At 69.4% G+C, this 17,210-nt stretch carries 15 protein-coding genes; 3 read left to right on the forward strand and 12 right to left on the reverse strand.

Annotation, left to right across the window (positions count from 1 at the left end; all coding sequences use genetic code 11):
- Window positions 1–671, reverse strand: a 671-nt coding sequence (locus VKH46_08380) for a hypothetical protein (protein HKB70844.1), incomplete at its 3' end; no start/stop codon positions are given.
- 26 nt (window positions 672–697) lie between these two features.
- On the opposite strand from VKH46_08380, the gene VKH46_08385 reads away from it, so the two are divergent.
- Both VKH46_08385 and VKH46_08390 read left to right on the forward strand, forming a co-directional pair.
- Window positions 698–1,450, forward strand: coding sequence for a glycosyltransferase family 2 protein (locus tag VKH46_08385; protein HKB70845.1), 753 nt, complete (start codon window positions 698–700; stop codon window positions 1,448–1,450).
- Window positions 1,451–1,720: 270 nt separating this feature from the next.
- Window positions 1,721–4,099, forward strand: coding sequence for a hypothetical protein (locus tag VKH46_08390; GenBank protein HKB70846.1), 2,379 nt, complete (start codon window positions 1,721–1,723; stop codon window positions 4,097–4,099).
- Window positions 4,100–4,265: 166 nt separating this feature from the next.
- Here the strand turns inward: VKH46_08390 and VKH46_08395 are convergent, their stop codons facing one another.
- From VKH46_08395 to VKH46_08440, 10 genes are all read right to left on the reverse strand, one after another.
- Window positions 4,266–5,159 carry a polysaccharide deacetylase family protein gene (locus tag VKH46_08395; GenBank protein HKB70847.1) on the reverse strand — a complete coding sequence of 298 codons (894 nt, stop codon included), beginning with the start codon at window positions 5,157–5,159 and terminating at the stop codon, window positions 4,266–4,268.
- Between the two features lie 313 nt (window positions 5,160–5,472).
- Complete coding sequence (locus VKH46_08400) at window positions 5,473–6,501, reverse strand: bifunctional UDP-4-keto-pentose/UDP-xylose synthase (GenBank protein ID HKB70848.1); 1,029 nt, start codon at window positions 6,499–6,501, stop codon at window positions 5,473–5,475.
- On the reverse strand, window positions 6,498–7,418 hold the full coding sequence (locus VKH46_08405; GenBank protein HKB70849.1) for a formyltransferase: 921 nt from the start codon (window positions 7,416–7,418) through the stop codon (window positions 6,498–6,500). The genes VKH46_08400 and VKH46_08405 overlap by 4 nt, the downstream gene beginning before the upstream one ends.
- Window positions 7,415–8,359 (reverse strand): glycosyltransferase, encoded by a 945-nt coding sequence (locus tag VKH46_08410; protein ID HKB70850.1) that lies wholly within the window; start codon window positions 8,357–8,359, stop codon window positions 7,415–7,417. Before VKH46_08410 ends, VKH46_08405 begins: the two co-directional genes overlap by 4 nt.
- Window positions 8,360–8,443: 84 nt before the next feature.
- The gene (locus VKH46_08415; protein ID HKB70851.1) at window positions 8,444–9,604 is read right to left on the reverse strand and encodes a DegT/DnrJ/EryC1/StrS family aminotransferase; all 1,161 of its coding nucleotides are present in this window, start codon (window positions 9,602–9,604) and stop codon (window positions 8,444–8,446) included.
- Window positions 9,601–11,244 (reverse strand): phospholipid carrier-dependent glycosyltransferase, encoded by a 1,644-nt coding sequence (locus VKH46_08420; protein ID HKB70852.1) that lies wholly within the window; start codon window positions 11,242–11,244, stop codon window positions 9,601–9,603. The genes VKH46_08415 and VKH46_08420 overlap by 4 nt, the downstream gene beginning before the upstream one ends.
- Window positions 11,241–12,467 carry an ABC transporter ATP-binding protein gene (locus tag VKH46_08425; protein HKB70853.1) on the reverse strand — a complete coding sequence of 409 codons (1,227 nt, stop codon included), beginning with the start codon at window positions 12,465–12,467 and terminating at the stop codon, window positions 11,241–11,243. The genes VKH46_08420 and VKH46_08425 overlap by 4 nt, the downstream gene beginning before the upstream one ends.
- Window positions 12,464–13,261: an ABC transporter permease gene (locus VKH46_08430; protein HKB70854.1), complete on the reverse strand. Its 798-nt coding sequence runs from the start codon at window positions 13,259–13,261 to the stop codon at window positions 12,464–12,466. The genes VKH46_08425 and VKH46_08430 overlap by 4 nt, the downstream gene beginning before the upstream one ends.
- On the reverse strand, window positions 13,258–14,604 hold the full coding sequence (locus tag VKH46_08435) for a hypothetical protein (GenBank protein ID HKB70855.1): 1,347 nt from the start codon (window positions 14,602–14,604) through the stop codon (window positions 13,258–13,260). Before VKH46_08435 ends, VKH46_08430 begins: the two co-directional genes overlap by 4 nt.
- Entirely contained in the window at window positions 14,601–15,059 is a 459-nt protein-coding gene (locus VKH46_08440) for a hypothetical protein (protein ID HKB70856.1), read from the reverse strand. Before VKH46_08440 ends, VKH46_08435 begins: the two co-directional genes overlap by 4 nt.
- 59 nt (window positions 15,060–15,118) lie before the next feature.
- Between VKH46_08440 and VKH46_08445 the strand changes: the two genes are divergently transcribed.
- The gene (locus VKH46_08445; protein ID HKB70857.1) at window positions 15,119–16,342 is read left to right on the forward strand and encodes a radical SAM protein; all 1,224 of its coding nucleotides are present in this window, start codon (window positions 15,119–15,121) and stop codon (window positions 16,340–16,342) included.
- 49 nt (window positions 16,343–16,391) lie between these two features.
- On the opposite strand, the gene VKH46_08450 is transcribed toward VKH46_08445, so the two are convergent.
- Window positions 16,392–16,949, reverse strand: coding sequence for a chalcone isomerase family protein (locus VKH46_08450; protein HKB70858.1), 558 nt, complete (start codon window positions 16,947–16,949; stop codon window positions 16,392–16,394).
- Window positions 16,950–17,210 lie beyond the last annotated feature (261 nt).

The raw sequence follows: 17,210 nt of genomic DNA on the forward strand, positions 1-17,210 counted from the left end.
CGCCAGGTCGCATCGAAGAGGAGCAGCATCGCAACGATTGCGGCCGGATATTCGGAAAGAACGGCCCATCCGGCCAGGAATCCGGCGAGCGCGGGATGCCACGGCTTCTCCTCCGGACGATGAAGGCACTCGAACGCGAGATAGAGAAGCGCCGCCGTCCAAGCGTGCGAGAAGAAAGAGCGTGAATAGACGAGCCAAGGGGTACCGAAAGCGAGAGCGAAAACAACGGACGGAATCCACCGAGGATCCATACGCGACCGACGGAGCCGGCGTGAAAAAACCAGCAGTGCGAAAACACCGACGCTCGAGACCGTCAGCAGGCGAATCACGAAGAGAATTGGCACGAGCGTCGTCTCGCTTGCGGGTCCGGTAAAGAGCCGGATGAGCGCGTATGCCGGAACCGCGGCAAAGGACAGACCGGGAGCCTTGTTCGAAAAGAACTCGCCCCGAAACACCGACCTGTCCTCGTGATACCCGAACTTGGCCAACTCGGGGCCGATCGACAGGCTCCCCCGATCGACGATCGACACCACGAGATCGAATCGACTAAGCTCGTTGGGATTTCGATAGTGCGGAAACAGGTTCACGCAGAAGACGGTTGCAAACGCAAAGCTCGCAAGGACGATTGCGACGGCTCTGACGGAGAAACGAGACTGCGCCTCGTGGTTCAATCGTCGCCTATTCTAAGGAACTTCGCATGAGCCGCCCCGCCGAGCTCGACGGGCGCAAGGTCGTCGTCGTCATGCCCGCCTACAACGCGGCGAAGACGCTCGAGCGCACGCTCGCCGACGTGCCGAAGGAGTGGGTCCACGAGATCATCCTCGTCGACGACGCCTCGAAGGACGGCACGGCGGATCTCGCGCGGAAGCTCGGCCTGAAGGTCGTCGTCCACGAGCGCAACCGCGGCTACGGCGCCAACCAGAAGACCTGCTACCGAGAGGCGCTCGCCGCCGGCGCCGACGCGGTCGTGATGGTGCACCCCGACCATCAGTACGACCCGCGCGTGCTGCCGCAGCTCGTCGCGCCGATCCTCGCGGGCGAGAGCGACGCCGTCTTCGGCAGCCGGATGCTCGGCGGCCGCGCGCTCGAGGGCGGCATGCCGCGCTGGAAGTACTACGCCAACGTCTTCCTGACGGCGTGCGCGAACGCGGCGTTCCTCCGCTACTTCACGGAGATCCACAGCGGGCTCCGCGCCTACTCGCGCCGCTATCTCGAGTCCGTGCGCCTCGAGGCGAACTCCGACGACTTCATCTTCGACACGCAGATCATCGCTCAGGGCGTCGCGCGCGGGATGCGCTTCCGCGAGATCCCGATCGAGACGCGATACTTCGACGAAGCCTCGCAGATCAACTTTCGGCGCTCGACACGCTACGGCTTCTCGATCCTCTGGGTGCTCGTCGAGTTCAAGCTCCGGACGTGGGGAGTCTGGAAGAGCGCGATCTTCCGGTGAGCGGCCGGCCGGCGAACCCGACGGGCTCCGGAGAGCCGGCCGGCCGCTCCTCTCCGATTGGGGAAGGAAGGGAGGATCGAGCGATCTTCGCTTCACCTCTCCCCTCGTGGGAGAGGTCGCGACGGAGTCGCGGGTGAGGGGGCGGATCTCTCCACCCTCACCCGGCGCCCTCGCGGACGCCGGCCTCCGCCGCCGCCGAGGCTATGGCGGACGCGTCTCCCATCGAGGGAGAGGCGAAGACCTGAGCTGCGGAACGACCCGACGCGAGCCGTGAAAGTCAAGGATCGGCTCCTTCCGCTCGGCATTCTCGCGCTCTTCTTCCTTCCTCTCCTCCCGCTCGTCACGGGAGCGCGCCTGCTCTGCTTCCGGGACGCGTTCATCACTCACTTTCCGATCGCGCAATGGGCCGCGGCGCGCGAGCGCGCGGGCGTCGTTCCGTTCCTCGACTTCGCCGCCTCGAACGTCGAGCCGCTCATCCCGAACCCGAACACCGTCACGCTTTACCCGACGCATCTCCTCTACCGGGTCCTCCCCGCGCCCGCCGCCTTCGATCTGCACCTGCTGCTCCACGTCGTCTGGGCGTTTTTCGGCGCCGCCGTCCTCGCGCGAAGGCTCGGCGCGTCCCGCCGCGCGTCCTGGATCGGAGGCGCCGGGTACGCGTTCTCCGGGCCGTATCTGTCGTATGCCGCCGCGTTCACGAACGCCGCCGCCGCGGCGGCCTGGGCCCCGTGGGCGGTCGCGGAAGCGGTTCGCCTCGCCCGTGCGGGCGAGCGCAGGCTTCCGCAGCTCCGTTCCGCGCTCGCTCTCGCGATCGCCCTCGGTCTGCAGCTCCTCGCGGGCGAGCCGGCGATCTCCGCCTGGACGGTCGCGGCCTGCGCGATTCCGATCCTGATCGCCCTCGGGCGGAGCACTCGACGCGGGCTTCGCGCCGGCGCGGCCGCCGTCGGCGCGGGGCTCGGGGCGCTCCTCCTCGCGGCGCCGCTCCTGCTGGCGACGCGCGCCGCGGTGCCCTGGTCGTTCCGCGGCGAGCATCTCTTCTCGCGCGACCAGTTCAACGCGGCGGCAAACGTCCCGATCCGGGCCGTCGAGAGCGTGTTCCCGCTCGTCTTCGGATCGCCCCGGCCTCTCGTCTCGGGCGCCTTCTGGGGATATCGCCTCTTCGACTCGCTTCAGCCGTATCTGTGGTCCCTGAACTTCGGGCTCGCGGGTCTGCTTCTCGTCATCTCCGCGCTCGCGATCCCGGCGTTTCGCGGGCGCTTCGCGGTTCGCGCGGCTTTCGCCGCGGCGATCCTTTTTCTCCTTCTTTCGTATGGTTTCCGCACGCCGCTCTTCGAAGCCCTCTGGGCGATCCCGCCGCTTCGCCACTTCCGGTATCCGGTCAAATTCGCTCTCCCCGCGGCGCTGGCGATCTCGTCGCTCGCGGCGCTCGCCGCCGACGCGTGGACGGAGCGCGTTTCGACCCGAGCTCTCTCGCGGGCGGCGATCGGGGCCGGAGCGCTGCTGCTCGCAGGCGCCGGCCTGGTCTTCGGCGCGCCGTCGGCGTTTCGCGGGCTCCTGGCGCCGGCGTTCCGGGGACTCGCGTTCGGCCCCGACCGGGTCCTCCCCGGAATATCGAGCACGATCGCGATCGACGCGCTCTGCGGGGCCGGCGCGATGGCGCTCGTCGCGCTCGCCGCCGCCCGCCCGCCCGGGCGCGGCCGGCTCCCGCTCTTCCTCGGGGCGGTGCTCGCGACACTCCTCCCCTCCGGATGGCCGCTTTTCGTGTCGGTTCCGTCGGCGCCGTACGTCGCGCGGCCGGCGCTCGCGTCCGCAGCCGCCGCGTCCGGCCGAACCTGGGTCGGCGGCCTTCCCGAATTCACGGTCGTGAAGTACGGAATGCGGCACGCCTTCGCCGCCGACGACGTCGGCGGCCTGATCGAGACGGGGCGCGCGGAGCTGTGGCCCCTGACCGGGATTCCCGACGGGCTCCAGTACGCCTACGACAAGGACCCGGACGGCTCGTACGGTTTCCTCGATCGCGTCTTCTTCGAGGCGGTCGCGGCGAAGCCTCCGGACGAACGGGCCCGGCTGCTTTCGGCGGCGTCCGTCGGCTCGGCGATCACGGATTCCGCAGCGATCCTGCCGGGGTTCCGCCCCCGCGTCGCCGCGAGCCTCTCGGGGCGTCGCGTGTACGTCTGGGAGGCTCTGCGGCCGATTCCGATCGTGCGGGCCTCGTCCCGGATCTTCCGCCGGACATCCCTCTCCGGCACCGTCGATCTCGTCGCCTCCTCCCGCTTCGATCCCGCCGCCGACGTCGTGCTGCGGGGTCCGGATCGTGATCCGGCGGGCCCGCCTCCCGATGCGAAGGTCGCGCGCTTCCGCGAAATCGGGAACGGGTTCTCCGCGGATTTCGACAGCTCCTCCGGCACCGTCGCGGTTTTCGCCGCGACGTACTTCGAGTACTGGCGGGCCACGATCGACGGCGCCCCCGCTCCCGTCGAGATCGCCAACGGAACCTTCTGCGGCGTGCGGGTGCCGGCGGGACGCCACCGCGTCGCGCTCTTCTACGACGAGCGGCCGTTTCGCGCGGGCGCGTTCCTCGGCCTCGCCGCCGCGGTGGTCATATTTCTCTTTTCCCTCACCGGGCACGCAACTCGGCTGAAAAGCTGAATCCGAGGCATCGACGTTCGAGTCCGGCGAGGACGGCGAAGCGCGTCGAGACGCGAGCCCGACGGGATGCGGCTCGCCCGCGGTGACCGCAGGCGTACTGAAATAGTACGTCGGAGGGAGACGCGGGTGAGACGCGCCCGTCCGGCTCGATGTATCGCCGCGCCCGCTACCACCCGGAGGCGACCGTTCCGGCGCGTCCCGGAAGCGTGATCGCCGCGATGGTCCGCACGGGGAGCTCCGCGAGTCGCTCCCTCGCCTCGATCCCGAACGTCTCCATCGCGACGAACTCCGCTCCGCGGCTCTTCCAGTCGTCGAGGAGCCGTTCGAACCACTCCCGGTACGGCCCCCCCTCGACTTCCGTGTGGATCGTATGGACGGCGTCTCCCCGCGGCGCGCCGGCGAACCAGCGCCTCAGGTCGTCGGGCCCTCGGAATTCGGGATCTCCCAGCTTCTCGTCGAGCGTCGGAAGCGTCGACGGGATCTCCGGGATCGCGGACGCCGCGCCGCCGACCCGCGGCCGGAAGGGGCCGCCTTCCCGGGTGTCGGACGTGTACAGGAGCGGGTACTTCTCCCGCTCGGCGAGATAGGCCTCCGAGACCGTCCACCCGGGGCACGCCGAAGCGTGCGCGTCCGAGCCCAAGATCGCGCGATACTCCTCGTGGAGGCGCCGGTATTCCGACGCGACCCGCTTCGCCGTCCAGCGCGGCAGCCCGTCGTGCCAGCCCACGTGGTCCCAGGCGTGCACGCCCGTCTCGTGCCCGGAGGCGGCGACGGATCGAATCTCGGCGCGGCAGGTCTTGCCGATTATCGGCGCCGGCAGGAGCGTTCCCGAAAGCATCGTTCGCAGCGGATAGAGGGACGGGGCGCGCGAGCGAAGCATCTTCCGGAGGAACCCCTTTCGCGTGAAGACGCGCAGCGCCGCGCGCCCCGACCGGTCCGGGCCGAGCGAGAAGAAGAACGTCGCGCGGATCCCCTTCTTCTCGAAGAGCGCCAGCAGCCGGGGGATTCCGCGCCGCGTCCCTTCCGCGGTGTCGCAGTCGACTTTCAGCGCAATGCGCATGATCAGAGATCGGACGCGGCGATGCATCGAGCCGGGCGGGCGCGTGCGCCGCGACCCGCGGCCTTAACGTACGCGCCGGTACGCCGCGGCCGCGGGCTCGGACGCCCGCATCCCGCCGGGCTCGCGCCTCGCCGCGCCTCGGGGCCCGCGCCCCCAGGCCGGGCTGACGGCGTGTCGACCGACGAGGCGCGGCCAGACGTGGTGGAAGACGGGTTCGGCGGGCCGGCCGGCGGTGAAGGCGTACTGAAGACGTACGTCGAGCCGCCGGCCGGGCCGACGGACCCGTATAACGCCGCGCATGGTCCGCGCCGCCTCACGGCACCGGAGGTTTGCGACCGGTGAGATAGAAGTCCAGCGTCATCTGCAGCGCCGTGTCGAAGTCGATGCGCGGCTCCCAGCCGAGGATCTCCCTCGCGCGGCGGATCGACGGGACGCGCGTGGCGATGTCCTGGTAGCCGGGACCGTAGTAGTCCGCGGCGGACACGTCCACGATCTCGGCGCGGCGGCCGATCTCCTCGTAGCCGGGATACTTCGCGACGGCGGCCTTGAGCTTCTCGGCGAGCTCGCGGATCGAGAGGTCGCTCTCGGGATTGCCGAAGTTGAAGATGCCGCCGTTGGCCTGGTCTTCGTGGGCGATGATCCGCATGAGCCCGTCGATGCCGTCGGAGATGTAGGTGAACGAGCGGCGCTGCCACCCGCCGTCGACCAGCTTGATCGGCTCGCCGTAGAGGATGTTGTGCAGGAACTGCGTCAGCACGCGCGACGACCCCTCCTTCGGCGAGTCCACGTTGTCGAGGTTCGGCCCGAACCAGTTGAACGGGCGGAAGAGCGTGAATCGCAGGCCCTCCGACTGGCCGTAGGCCCAGATCACCCGGTCGAGGAGCTGCTTGCTGCACGAATAGATCCAGCGCTGCTTCGAGATCGGCCCGTACACGAAGTTCGAGCTCTCCTCGTCGAACTCGGGATCGGGACACATCCCGTACACCTCCGACGTCGACGGGAAGATCACCCGCTTCTTGTAGCGCACGGACTGCTTGATGACGCGGAGGTTCTCCTCGAAGTCGAGCTCGAAGACGGCGATCGGCTGGCGCACGTAGGTCGCCGGCGTCGCGATCGCGACGAGCGGGAGCACCACGTCGCATTTCTTGACGTGGTACTCGATCCACTCCTTGTTGATCGCGATGTCGCCCTCGAGGAACTGGAATCGGCGGTCGGCGAGGAACGGCTCGATCTTGTCGCTCGCCATGTCGAGACCGTACACGTGCCAGTCCGTCGACGTGAGGATTCGTTCGGTGAGCGCGTTGCCGATGAAACCGTTGACGCCGAGGATCAGGACCTTCATCGATTCTCCTGCTGCATGCGGGCGACCCACTGGGCCGCGGTCATCTCGGGTTTTCCCTCCCGCTGCAGGACGAGGATCTCGATGTAGCGGTCGTCGCCGCAGCAGACGAGAAGGCGAGGCCCTTCGACGTTGATCTGTCCGGGATACGCGTCGTGGACCGACAGCCCCGGGAGGCGGGTCCTCCAGACGAACGTCTTCCCTCCGAAGAGGTCGGTGTAGGCGCCGGGATACGGGTGCGTCACGGCGCGCACGAGATCGTGCACGCGCCCCGAGGGGCGGTTCCAGTCGATCAGCCCGTCCTCCGGACGTCGGCGGCCGCGGTAGAAGCCGTCCTCGAGATTCTGGGGACGCCGCGGCGCCGCGCCGCGCTTCAACGCGTCGAGCTGCCGATCGAGGATCCGGACGGCGGCCTCGGTGACCCGCTTCTGGACCTCGAAGGCGGTGTCGTCCGGCCCGATCGGGACCTTCTCCTGGTCGACGATCGGGCCGGCGTCCGCCTTCTCGACCATCTGGTGGAGGGTCGCGCCCGTCTCCTTCTCCCCTTCGAGGACCGCCCAGTTGACCGGCGCGCGGCCGCGGTACTTCGGGAGCAGCGCCCCGTGCATGTTGAAGGCGCCCAGGCGCGGGAGCGCCAGGACCTCGCGCGGCAGCAGCTCGCGGTAGTAGAAGGAGAAGACGATATCGGGAGCGAGCGTGCGCGCGTGGAAGAGCTCCTCCGCGGTCCACCGGACGTCCGTCCAGCAGGGGATCCCGTGCGACGCGCACAGCGACGAGAGCGACGGCGGCCAGCCCCCGGGCCCCGGCGGGTCGGAGTACGTGTAGCACCCGACGACCTTCTCTCCGCGCCCGATCAGGTGCTCGAGACAGCGGTATCCGAGATCGGAGAACCCGAAGACGAGGATTCTTTCGTCGCTCATGCGGAGGGAGCTCCATATTCGCGGCGCACCGAGAACCGGGGGCGGCGGCGCACCTCATGATAGATCCGGCCGATGTACTCGCCGACGATTCCGAGGCCGGCGAGGAGCACTCCGACGACGGTGAAGAGGATCGCGAACAACGTGAACACCCCCTCGACTTCCGCGCCGACGATGAGCCGCCGGATGCCGAGGAAGATGCCGAACCCGACGCCTCCGGCGGCGACGACGAAGCCGAACAGCGTGAAGATCTGGAGCGGGACGACGGAGAAGCCCGTCATCAGGTCGAAGTTCAGGCGCAGCAGCCGGTAGAGGGAGTACTTCGATCGCCCGGCGGCGCGCTCGGCGTGCGCCACTTCGACCTCCGTCGGACGCCGCGAGAACGACTGCGCGAGCGCCGGGATGAACGTCGCGTTCTCCTCGCACGCGTTGATCTCGTTGACGACGTCGCGCGAATACGCGCGCAGCATGCAGCCGTAGTCGGACAGGCGCATCCCGGTGATCGCGCCCGTCACGCGGTTGACCATGCGCGACGCGGCGCGGCGGAACCACGAATCCTTCCGCTGCCGGCGGATGCCGCCGACGACGTCGTATCCCTCGTCGATGCGGGCGAGGAGCTTCGGGATCTCCTCGGGCGGGTTCTGGAGGTCGGCGTCGAGCGTGACGACGACCTTCCCGCGGGCGCGCTGGAAGGCCGCGAGGATCGCCGGATGCTGTCCGAAATTCCGCGAAAGCTCGAGCGCGCGGACCTTGCCCGGGTGCGCCTCGACGAACGAGCGCAGGATCGAGAGCGAAGCGTCGCGGCTCCCGTCGTCGACGAAGAGCACCTCGTACGGACGGCCGACACGATCGAGCACCGGCAGGAGCCGCGGCAGGAGCGCCGGCAGGTTCTCCTGCTCGTTGTAGACGGGGATCACCACCGAAATGTCGGGTCGCTCGGTCAAATCGGCGCTAATCCTAACCGATTCCAACAGTTGGCGCGTGGCGCGCGGAACTCGCCGGTCCGGCTCGATGCATCCGCGCGCCGGCTATCTCCGGAATTTCTTCGCGATGTCGAAGACGGCCTGCACCACGTCGCCCCGGTCGGCTTCGGTCATGTCGGGGAAGAGCGGGAGCGAAACGATTCGCTCGGAAACGAAGTGCGCCTCGGGAAAGTCCTCCGGCTGCCACCCGAACCGGTCGCGATAGTACGAGAACTCGTGGGCGGCGCAGTAGTGGAGCCCGCACCCGATGTTGCGCTCCTTGAGCTCCGCCATGAAGCGGTCGCGGTCGATCGTGAGCCGGTCGAGGTCGACGAGCGGCGCGTAGAGGTGCCACGCGTGCCGCGACGGCCACGGCACGGGCTCCGGGAGGAGGAACGGCGCGTCGGCGAAGTCGCGTTGGTACGCCGCGGCGATCGCGGCGCGCTTCCCGATGAACCCTTCGAGCTTCGGGAGCTGGTGGAGGCCGATCGCGGCCTGGATGTCCATCATGTTGTACTTGTAGCCGGGAAGCGCGATGTCGTAGCGCGGGCTCCCCGCCTTCGCGAACCGCTTCCAGGCGTTGCGGTCCATGCCGTGGAACTTCAGGAGCGACACGGTCTCGAAGACGCGCTCGTCGTCGGTCACGACCATGCCGCCTTCGCCGGTCGTGATGTTCTTGTTCGGATGGAAGGAGAAGACCGACGTCGTCGGGAGGGAGCCGATCCGGCGCTTCTTGTATTCGGTCCCGATCGCGTGCGCGGCGTCCTCGACGACCGCGATCCCCCGCGCGGAGGCGAGCGCGAGGATCGGGTCCATGTCGCAGGGCTGGCCGACGTAGTGGACGGGAATGATCGCCCGCGTCTTCGGCGTGAGCTTCTTTTCGATCTCGTCGGCGCGCACGTTGAGCGTATGGCGGTCGATGTCCGCGAGAACGGGGGTCGCGCCGACGAGCACGATCACGTTCAACGTCGCGGCGAAGGTCATCGGCGTCGTGATCACCTCGTCGCCCGGCCCGATGCGATGCGCGAGCAGCGCCACGTGGAGGCCGGCGGTCGCCGACGAGATCGCGGACGCGAACCGTCCGCCGACGTACGCGCGGAACTCTTCCGTGAAGCGCTCCGTCTTCGGCCCCGTCGTCAGCCATCCGGATCGCATCGAGTCGGCGACCTCGGCGATCTCCTCCTCCCCGATCGACGGCTTCGCGAACGGAAGAAACTTCTCTCTCACGGCCCCGCCGGGAAGTTCTTCACGACGAAAAATTTCCGGTTCTGCGCGACGAGCTCGGCGCGGTGGCCGTACATGTCGGACCGGTCCTTCTTCCGCAGGAGCGCCACCATCTTCTTCGACGAATCCCACTCCTTCCAGAACGCGTCGCGGGAAGGGAACCACGACGCCTGGCCGCCGCGCGCGCTCCCGAACGCGAGCTCCCCCCTCCACCCGAAGATCCGCACGCGCCGCTCGAGCTCCCACGGGAACCCCTGCAGGTACGTGTGATAGCAGACGACCTCGGCGTCCGATCCGGCCGCTCGGCCGGCGGCGACGGCGAGGTCGTGCGCGGACTGGTCCACGGCGACGGCCGGCAAGGCGACGATCAAGGCCGCGTAGAAAATACACCAGCCGGCCACGACGACGCCGATGCCGGCGAGCGGGCGGCGTTTCGACGCGAACGCTCCCGCCCAGGCGGTGATCACGAGCGCGCCGAGCGCAAACGCGGCGAGCGCCGCAACGCCATAGCGGGCGAGCTCTCCGCCCCGGATCAGGAGCACGAACCCGGCCGGCGCGACGATCGTCCAGAAAAGCGCGTGGAACGCGAGCGGCCGCGAAGGAGTCTTCTCGCCGCTTCGGAGGTTCGCGTCGAGGAGACGCGCGAAGAGCACGGCCGCCGCGGGGCATGCCGGCAGGAGATACGGCGTCAGCTTCGAATGCGACAGCGAGAAGAAGACGATGATCACGGAGAACCAGAGCGCGAACCAGAGGTCGGAGGCGTCGGGGACGGTCTCGCGGCGGCGCGACCACCAGAGCCGCCTCCCCAGCCGCGAAGAGAAGAACGTCCACGGGAGCATTCCGACGAGAAACGTCACCAGGAAATACCACCAGGCTCCGGGCCGCGAGGCTTCGGCGGTCGCGTACCGCGCGAAGTGCTCGTGGACCCAGAAGAACTTCGAAAAGCCGGGCGCCGCTTTCTCGACCGCCACGAAGTACGGCACCGCCGCCGTGAGGCACGTGACCGGGGCCCACGAGAGGAGGACGCGCCCGACGGGCCTCGCGTCGCGCCGCATCAGGCACCAGAAGACGAACGCGCCGCCGGGGAGGACCAGGCCGATGAGCCCCTTGTCGAGGAGCGAGAGCCCGCACCCCAGGCCCGCGAGCGCCGCGGCGCCGCGGGCGGGCCGGTCTTCCGCGGTCGCGAGGAGGAACCGGTGCAGCGAGAAGAGCGTGAGCGCCATCGTGAACGTGAGCACGCCGTCGGTCAGCGCGACGCGTCCGAGCGAAAACACGAGCGGCGAGGAAAGGAAGGCGAGGGCCGAAAGCAGCGCCACCCGCTCGCCGAATGGCTTGCGGAGCGCGGCGAGCATCAGGAGCGCGGTCCCGACGATCGCGAGCCGCTCCGGAAGCCGCGCCGCGAACGGATTGTGGCCGAGGACGCCGATCGAGATCGCGCTGGCCCAGTAGGTCAGGGGCGGCTTCTCGAAATAGTCGACGCCGTTCAGCTTCGGGACGAGCCAGTTCCCGGTCGCGAGCATCTCCCGCGGAATCTCCGCGTACCGGGCCTCGTCCGGCTCGAACAGCCACGACCCGGGAAGCTCGAGGAAGAGCAGCACCGTGAGCGCCGCGAGCAGCAGGAGGAGCAGGCGGCGGTCGCTCATTTCGTCCACCGCCCCGCGCGGGAAAGGTCCCACCGGTGCTCCGCTCTCCACACTCCGGAGGTCGCCTCCGGCGCGTAGACGTCGAACCGCAGGACGTCGGCCCGGTAATCGTAGGGGGCGCCGTCGGCCGCGTGCACCGCCGCGTCGAGCGAGTAGGTTCCCGCCGTGAGGTCCGCCGCCGGGAAGTCGACGGCGACGCGGAACTCCCCCTCGACCGATTCCGCGCGGTGCCCGTCGATCGAGGTGTTCGTCCCGAAGACCGTCGTCCCGTCGATCCGCGAGATCCGCACTCCTGCGACGAAGTCGGCGATCGCCGCCCCGGCCCTTCCTGCGACCTCGATCGAGAACGGCCGGCCGGCGGAGAGAACGCCCGCGGAGCGGCCGTCGCCGTCGAGGAGCCGGACCGATTCGATCCGCGCGGCTCCCGAGCCCCAGCGGTTTCCCTCGCCGGCGGACGCGGCGCGCGCCTCCCCTTCGCGGTACGCGACCTCCTCGCGATACCGCCCGACGACCTCGGCGGCCGGGGCGTCGGCGACGAGCCGACCGCCGGACAGCCGGAGCGCGCGGCGCGCGGTCGCGATCACGAGCTCGAGATCGTGGCTCACGACGACGATCGTGCGTCCCTCGCGCTGGAAATCGGCGATCCGCTCGAGGCAGCGGTGGGTGAACTGCTCGTCGCCGACCGAGAGCACCTCGTCGACGAGGAGGATCTCGGGGTCCGCATGGGCGGCGACCGCGAAGCCGAGCCGGACGGTCATCCCCGAGGAGAACGTCTTCACCGGCTCGTCGAGGAAGCGCTCGATTCCCGCGAAGGCGACGATCGCGTCGAGGCGCGCCGCGATCTCCTTCCGGGAGAGGCCGAGCAGCATCCCGTTGATCTCGACGTTCTCGCGGGCGGTGATCTCCGGGTGGAACCCGGCGCCGAGCTCGATCAGCGCCGCGACCCGTCCGCTCGTCTCGACGCGTCCCGACGTCGGCGCGTGGATCCCGGCGAGGACCTTCAGCAGCGTCGACTTGCCCGAGCCGTTCTCCCCCACGATCCCGACGGTCTCCCCTTTCCCGACGGAGAAGCTCACGTCCGTCAGCGCCGGAAAGACCGTCCCCGGCGAGACCGGCCCGCCGCGGAGGCCGTGGAGCACCGCGGATTTGAGGCTCCCCGCCGAGCGTCTTCGCCCGAAGCGGCGGTACGACTTCGAGAGGTGCTCGACGAGGATCGCCGTCACGATTCCTCCGCGATCGACTCGCGCAGACGCGCAAACGTCGATCCGCCGATCGCGAGCGCGACCGCCGCCGCCGCCGCCATCGCGGCCCAGTCGGCGGCGCCGATCCAGCGGTCGTCGAAGAGGGAGTCGTGGACGCCCGTGAAGAACGCCGTCGCCGGATTGACGCGGACCCACGGGCGGAAGCGCTCCGGGATCGCCTCGAGGGGATAGATGATCGGCGTCGCGAAGAACCAGAAGGTCAGCACGCTCTGGAGGAGGTCGCGCAGATCCTGGAAGTGCACCGATGCGGCCGAGACGAAGAGCGCGCCCCCGAGGACGGCCGCGCCGAGCAGGAGGAGCACGGGGACGATCTGGAGCGCGGCCCATCCGAACCGTCCCGAGAACCAGAGGACCGACGCGGCCGTCGCGGCGAGCAGCACCGGAAAGGCGAGAAGGAAATGGAAGGCCTGCGAGAGCACCGAGACGCCCGGGAAGATCTCGGGAGCGACGATCACCTTTCGCAGCAGCGGACCGTTGCTCTTGAACGTCTGCGCCGCGTCGAGGAGCGAAGAGGAGACGAAGCTCCAGGCGAGGACGCCGCCGAAGAGGAAGAGCGCGTACGGATGCACGCCGCCCGCGCGGGGCGCAAAGACGACCGTGAAGACGACCGAGTAGATCGCCAGCAGCAGCAGCGGGTTGACGAGCGACCAGAGGAAGCCGAGGGAACTGCCGCGGTAGCGCGCCTTGAGCTCGCGCTTGGCCAGCACCCACACGAGCGCGCGGGAGCGATAGAGGCGTCGCAGCGTCGCCGTCATTCGGCGGTGACTCTACCCGAAGAAAAGAGGAACGCGAGGCGCGGCGCGACGGCCAGGACCATCACCGGGAAGAGCGCGTTCTCGAGCCGCGGCACGAAGCTCGCCTGCCAGACCGGGTCGAACGTCGAAAACGAGCACACCGCCACGTATACGCACGACTGGAGCAAGAGCGCCGGCCCGAGGATCGCGAGCGCGGGAGCCCCGCCGGCGGGCCGGGCGGCCGCGGCGAAGAAGGCGAGAGCGAGGAACGCGATCCACGTCGCCGCGTCTCCCGCCCGGAAGAGGTGGGAAAGGACCTGTCCCGCCTGGCCCGCGAGAGCCGGCCATCGGTCCGGCCGCGCGAAGGACCAGTCGTAATCCCGGTCGGGGATCGAGCCTCGGGCCGCCGTCAGCAGGAGCCCATGCAGAACGGCGGGCGCGGCGGCGAGCGCCAGAACCGGGACCGCGCGCCCGTTCCGGCGGCGAAGCGCTCGCAGGGCCATCCATCCCGCCGCGAGCACGACGAAGAGCGTCCCTTCCCGCTTGACCGCGGCCGCGAGCAACGACGCGATCGCCAGCCGCATGCCGGCGGACCGGGACGGCGTTTCGTCGAAATCGACCGCGGCCTGCGAAAAGAGGAGGAGCGACAGAGCGAGCGGGATCTCCGCCATCCCGACCTCGAAGGCCCGGAAGAGCGGGAAGAAAGCCGCCGCCAGGATCGCCGCGAGTGCGCCCGCGCAAGTCGAGAACCGCCTCTTCGTCCACCCGTAGAGGGCGGCGGCGGTCGCCGCCTGGAGCAGCGGAAAGAGAGCCGCGAGGGCGTGGTCGTCCCAGCGGCCGATCGAGGCCGACAGCGCGGCGAAAACGGCGGGCAGGAACAGCGGATATTCCGGGTGGGACCAGACGACCGCCGGATCGTGAAAGATCCGGTCCGGCACCGCGCGGGAAAACCAGATCGTCTTCCCCTTGAATCCCCAGATCGCGAGGAAGTCGTTGGACCACATCGGCTCGGAGAGCGCCGCCAACGCGAAGACGGCGACCGCGACGACCGAGAGCGCCAGGAGCGCACGCGCCGGCGAACCGGGCGCCGGCTCGGTTGCCCGTGGGCGCCGCCGAAGGAACAGGATCGCCGCCGCCGCGATCACGGCGGGCGCTCCGACCATCACCGCGGGTCCCGGAGCCCGGCCGGCGGCGAGGAACACGAGGTAGACGGACGCTTCGAGCGCGAGCCCGAGCCAGAGCGCCCATGCCCATCGCTCCGCGCGGGAAAGCCCGGCCAGAAAGGCGTCCGCCGCGAAACGGGCGGCGCACGCGGACACGGCGATCGCCGCGAGAATCCCGGCCGTGTGCAGGAGGAAGCTCACCGGAGCCGGAAGAGCTCGCCGAAGGGCACGCTCGTTCCGCGCGTTCCGCCGAGGCGCCGGTCCGCGGCGGAGGCGCCGCCGGGCGCGAGGAAGACGGCCGCGAAATCGGCCTCTCGCCGCCGCGCAAAACTCACGACCCGGCGCGGAGCGAGCTCGAAGGCCGCGGCGTACGTCGCGCGGTCGCCTTTTTCCGAAACGAACGAGAGCGCGACCGTCGAGCTCGGCGGCGTGGCGGAGGCGACGCCCCGCACGAACGGCGCGACGTTGCGCAGTCCGCTGAAAGCCGAGCCGTGGAGACGCGCCGTCTCGGAAGGCATCGAAGCGAACGCGAAGAAGCCGCGGGCTCGCCCCGCGAGCTCCCGCCACCGGCCCGATCGGACCTCCGCTCCGAAAACGACGAGAAGACAGAGCACCGCCGCCCGGATGCGCCAGCGCTGACTGGAAGGGGGATGCACGCGAGCATTCTATTGATCTCCCGCTTGCGTTGCGCCCGATTTACGCCTACCATTCCGGAATGCACGACGCGCTGACGACCGACGAGAAGATCGAGATCCTGATGCGCGGGGCCGCCGACGACCGCGACGGAGACCGGTTCGGAGAGGCCGGGGGCCTGAATCCCTTCAACATTCGCACCCTCTCGCATGGGTTCGGGCCCACGCGGATCTTCCGGATCCTTCTCAGCAACGCCTGCGCGTTCTCGTGCGCCTACTGCCCGATGCGGGCGGGAAACGACGTGCCCCGCCACGCGCTGGCGCCCGAGAAGCTCGCGGAGGTCTTCCTCGAAGCATACCGGCGCGGCTGGGCGTCCGGACTCTTCGTGACGTCCGGGATTCCGAAGAATCCGGTGTGGGCGATGGACCGGATGATCGCGCTCGTCGAGCGGCTCCGCTTCGATCTCGAGTACGACGGATATCTGCACGCCAAAGCGGTGGCGGGCTGCGAACCGGCGCAGGTCGAGCGGCTCGCGCTCCTGGTCGACCGGCTTTCCTACAATCTGGAGACGACGTGCCAGCGGACGCTCGACGCGCTCGCCCCGGAGAAATCGCTCTCGGCCGGCGTCGCACTCCTTCGACGCGCGAAGAAAGTCGCGCAATCGGGAAAGCCGGTCGCGAGGGACGCGCGCCGCGGAAAGCCGCTCCTCTCCTCCGGCGTGACGACGCAGATCGTCGTCGGGCTCGATGCGACGAACGACCGCGACATCCTGCGGGCGACGTCGGCCCTGTGGCGCGAGCGCACGATTCATCATCCGCATTTCGCGGCCTTCCGCCCGATCGAAGGGACGCCGCTCGAGGAGCGCGAAGAGACGCCGGCGCTTCGCGAGCACCGGCTGTACGAAGCGGACCACCTCGTCCGCCGCTACGGCTTCGGCGACGACGAGCTCGTCTTCGACGACGCCGGACGGCTGCCGCTCGCGCACGACCCGAAGCTCTCCTGGGCGCTCGCCCACCCGGAGCGGTTCCCCGTCGAGATCAGCCGCGCGACGCGGGAGGATCTGCTCCGCGTCCCCGGAATCGGACGGCTTGCCGTCGAGCGGATCCTGCGCGAGCGGCGTTCCTGGGCTTCCTTCTCCCCGCGGGACCTCGCCGCGCTCGGGCCTCTCGCCCGCCGCGCGGCCGGCTTCGTGAGTTTCCGGGGAAAGCGGCTGTCGATCTTCAAGGCGCAACCGCCGCTGTTCGCGCCCGAGTCGATTCCAACGGCGCATCGAACGTACGCGGTCTCGCCGGGAACGTTCCGGTAGGCCTTCTCCGTCTCCCCGCGGGAGAGGGTCGGGGTGAGGGAGATCCGGTCTACTTCTCGCCCAGCATCCCGCGCTTGAGATCTTCCGTGGGCGGATGCGGTCCGAGAAACACGCTCCAGAGCGCGCGCATGAACTCCGCGCCCGGAATCGTCCCTCTCTCCTGTCCCGCGAGCTCGACGGTCGTGCCCTTTCCCGGTTCGTAGCTCAGGACGATCTCCTGGCCGGCGACGATGTCTCCCATCCATGACTCGAATCTCGCGAGGTCGGCCTTCACGGCCGGCGCGAGCGCGCCGGCGTTGTCGCGGAAGCCCTCTTCCCACGCTTCGACCAGCTGCTTGCTCGTCACCTTCTTGTAGAGGAAGTGCATCACGACGCGCTTGGCCTCGTCGGAGGAGATCGCCTTCGCGGGCTCCCGCGTCGGGCTCTCGAGGTAGAGACCGCCGACGTAGATCTTGAAGAAGACCTTGGTGCGGAGCCCGAGTCCGTTCAACCGCAGCGTCTTGCCCGAAGCCGAAACCGTGTCGGGCATCGTCACGCCCGCGAGCGTCGCCGCTCCGATCGAGGTCGCCAGAACGAGTGCCACTCCTCCGATCGACCATCTCTTCATCGGGACCTCCGTGTCGGGGAGTCTATCCGAGAGCGTCACAGCGCCCGCCGCGGCCCTGATGGGCACGTTCGCGATCCGAGCTCCGAGAGGTCGCGAACGGTTGGTCGGGGCTGGGGGCGCCGGAGCGGTCGAGGGACTCGAGCCCGAGCCGCGCAGGCCAGATCGCGGAAAGTCTCCTCGCCGGGACGAAACGCGCAGCGCCTCTGGCGCAAGCGCCCGGCGAGGAGGAGGTCCGCGATCTGAGAGGCTTCCGGCGGTCGA

This window comes from Thermoanaerobaculia bacterium, assembly GCA_035260525.1.
Classification (GTDB): Bacteria; Acidobacteriota; Thermoanaerobaculia; order UBA5066; family DATFVB01; genus DATFVB01.

Bases quoted from the DNA above. Each gene is read 5' to 3' on its own strand.
- VKH46_08385 (HKB70845.1), top strand. From the start codon at position 698: ATGAGCCGCCCCGCCGAGCTCGACGGGCGCAAGGTCGTCGTCGTCATG.
- VKH46_08395 (HKB70847.1), bottom strand. From the start codon at position 5,159: ATGCGCATTGCGCTGAAAGTCGACTGCGACACCGCGGAAGGGACGCGG.
- VKH46_08400 (HKB70848.1), bottom strand. From the start codon at position 6,501: ATGAAGGTCCTGATCCTCGGCGTCAACGGTTTCATCGGCAACGCGCTC.
- VKH46_08405 (HKB70849.1), bottom strand. From the start codon at position 7,418: ATGAGCGACGAAAGAATCCTCGTCTTCGGGTTCTCCGATCTCGGATAC.
- VKH46_08420 (HKB70852.1), bottom strand. From the start codon at position 11,244: ATGAGCGACCGCCGCCTGCTCCTCCTGCTGCTCGCGGCGCTCACGGTG.
- VKH46_08430 (HKB70854.1), bottom strand. From the start codon at position 13,261: ATGACGGCGACGCTGCGACGCCTCTATCGCTCCCGCGCGCTCGTGTGG.
- VKH46_08445 (HKB70857.1), top strand. From the start codon at position 15,119: ATGCACGACGCGCTGACGACCGACGAGAAGATCGAGATCCTGATGCGC.
- VKH46_08450 (HKB70858.1), bottom strand. From the start codon at position 16,949: ATGAAGAGATGGTCGATCGGAGGAGTGGCACTCGTTCTGGCGACCTCG.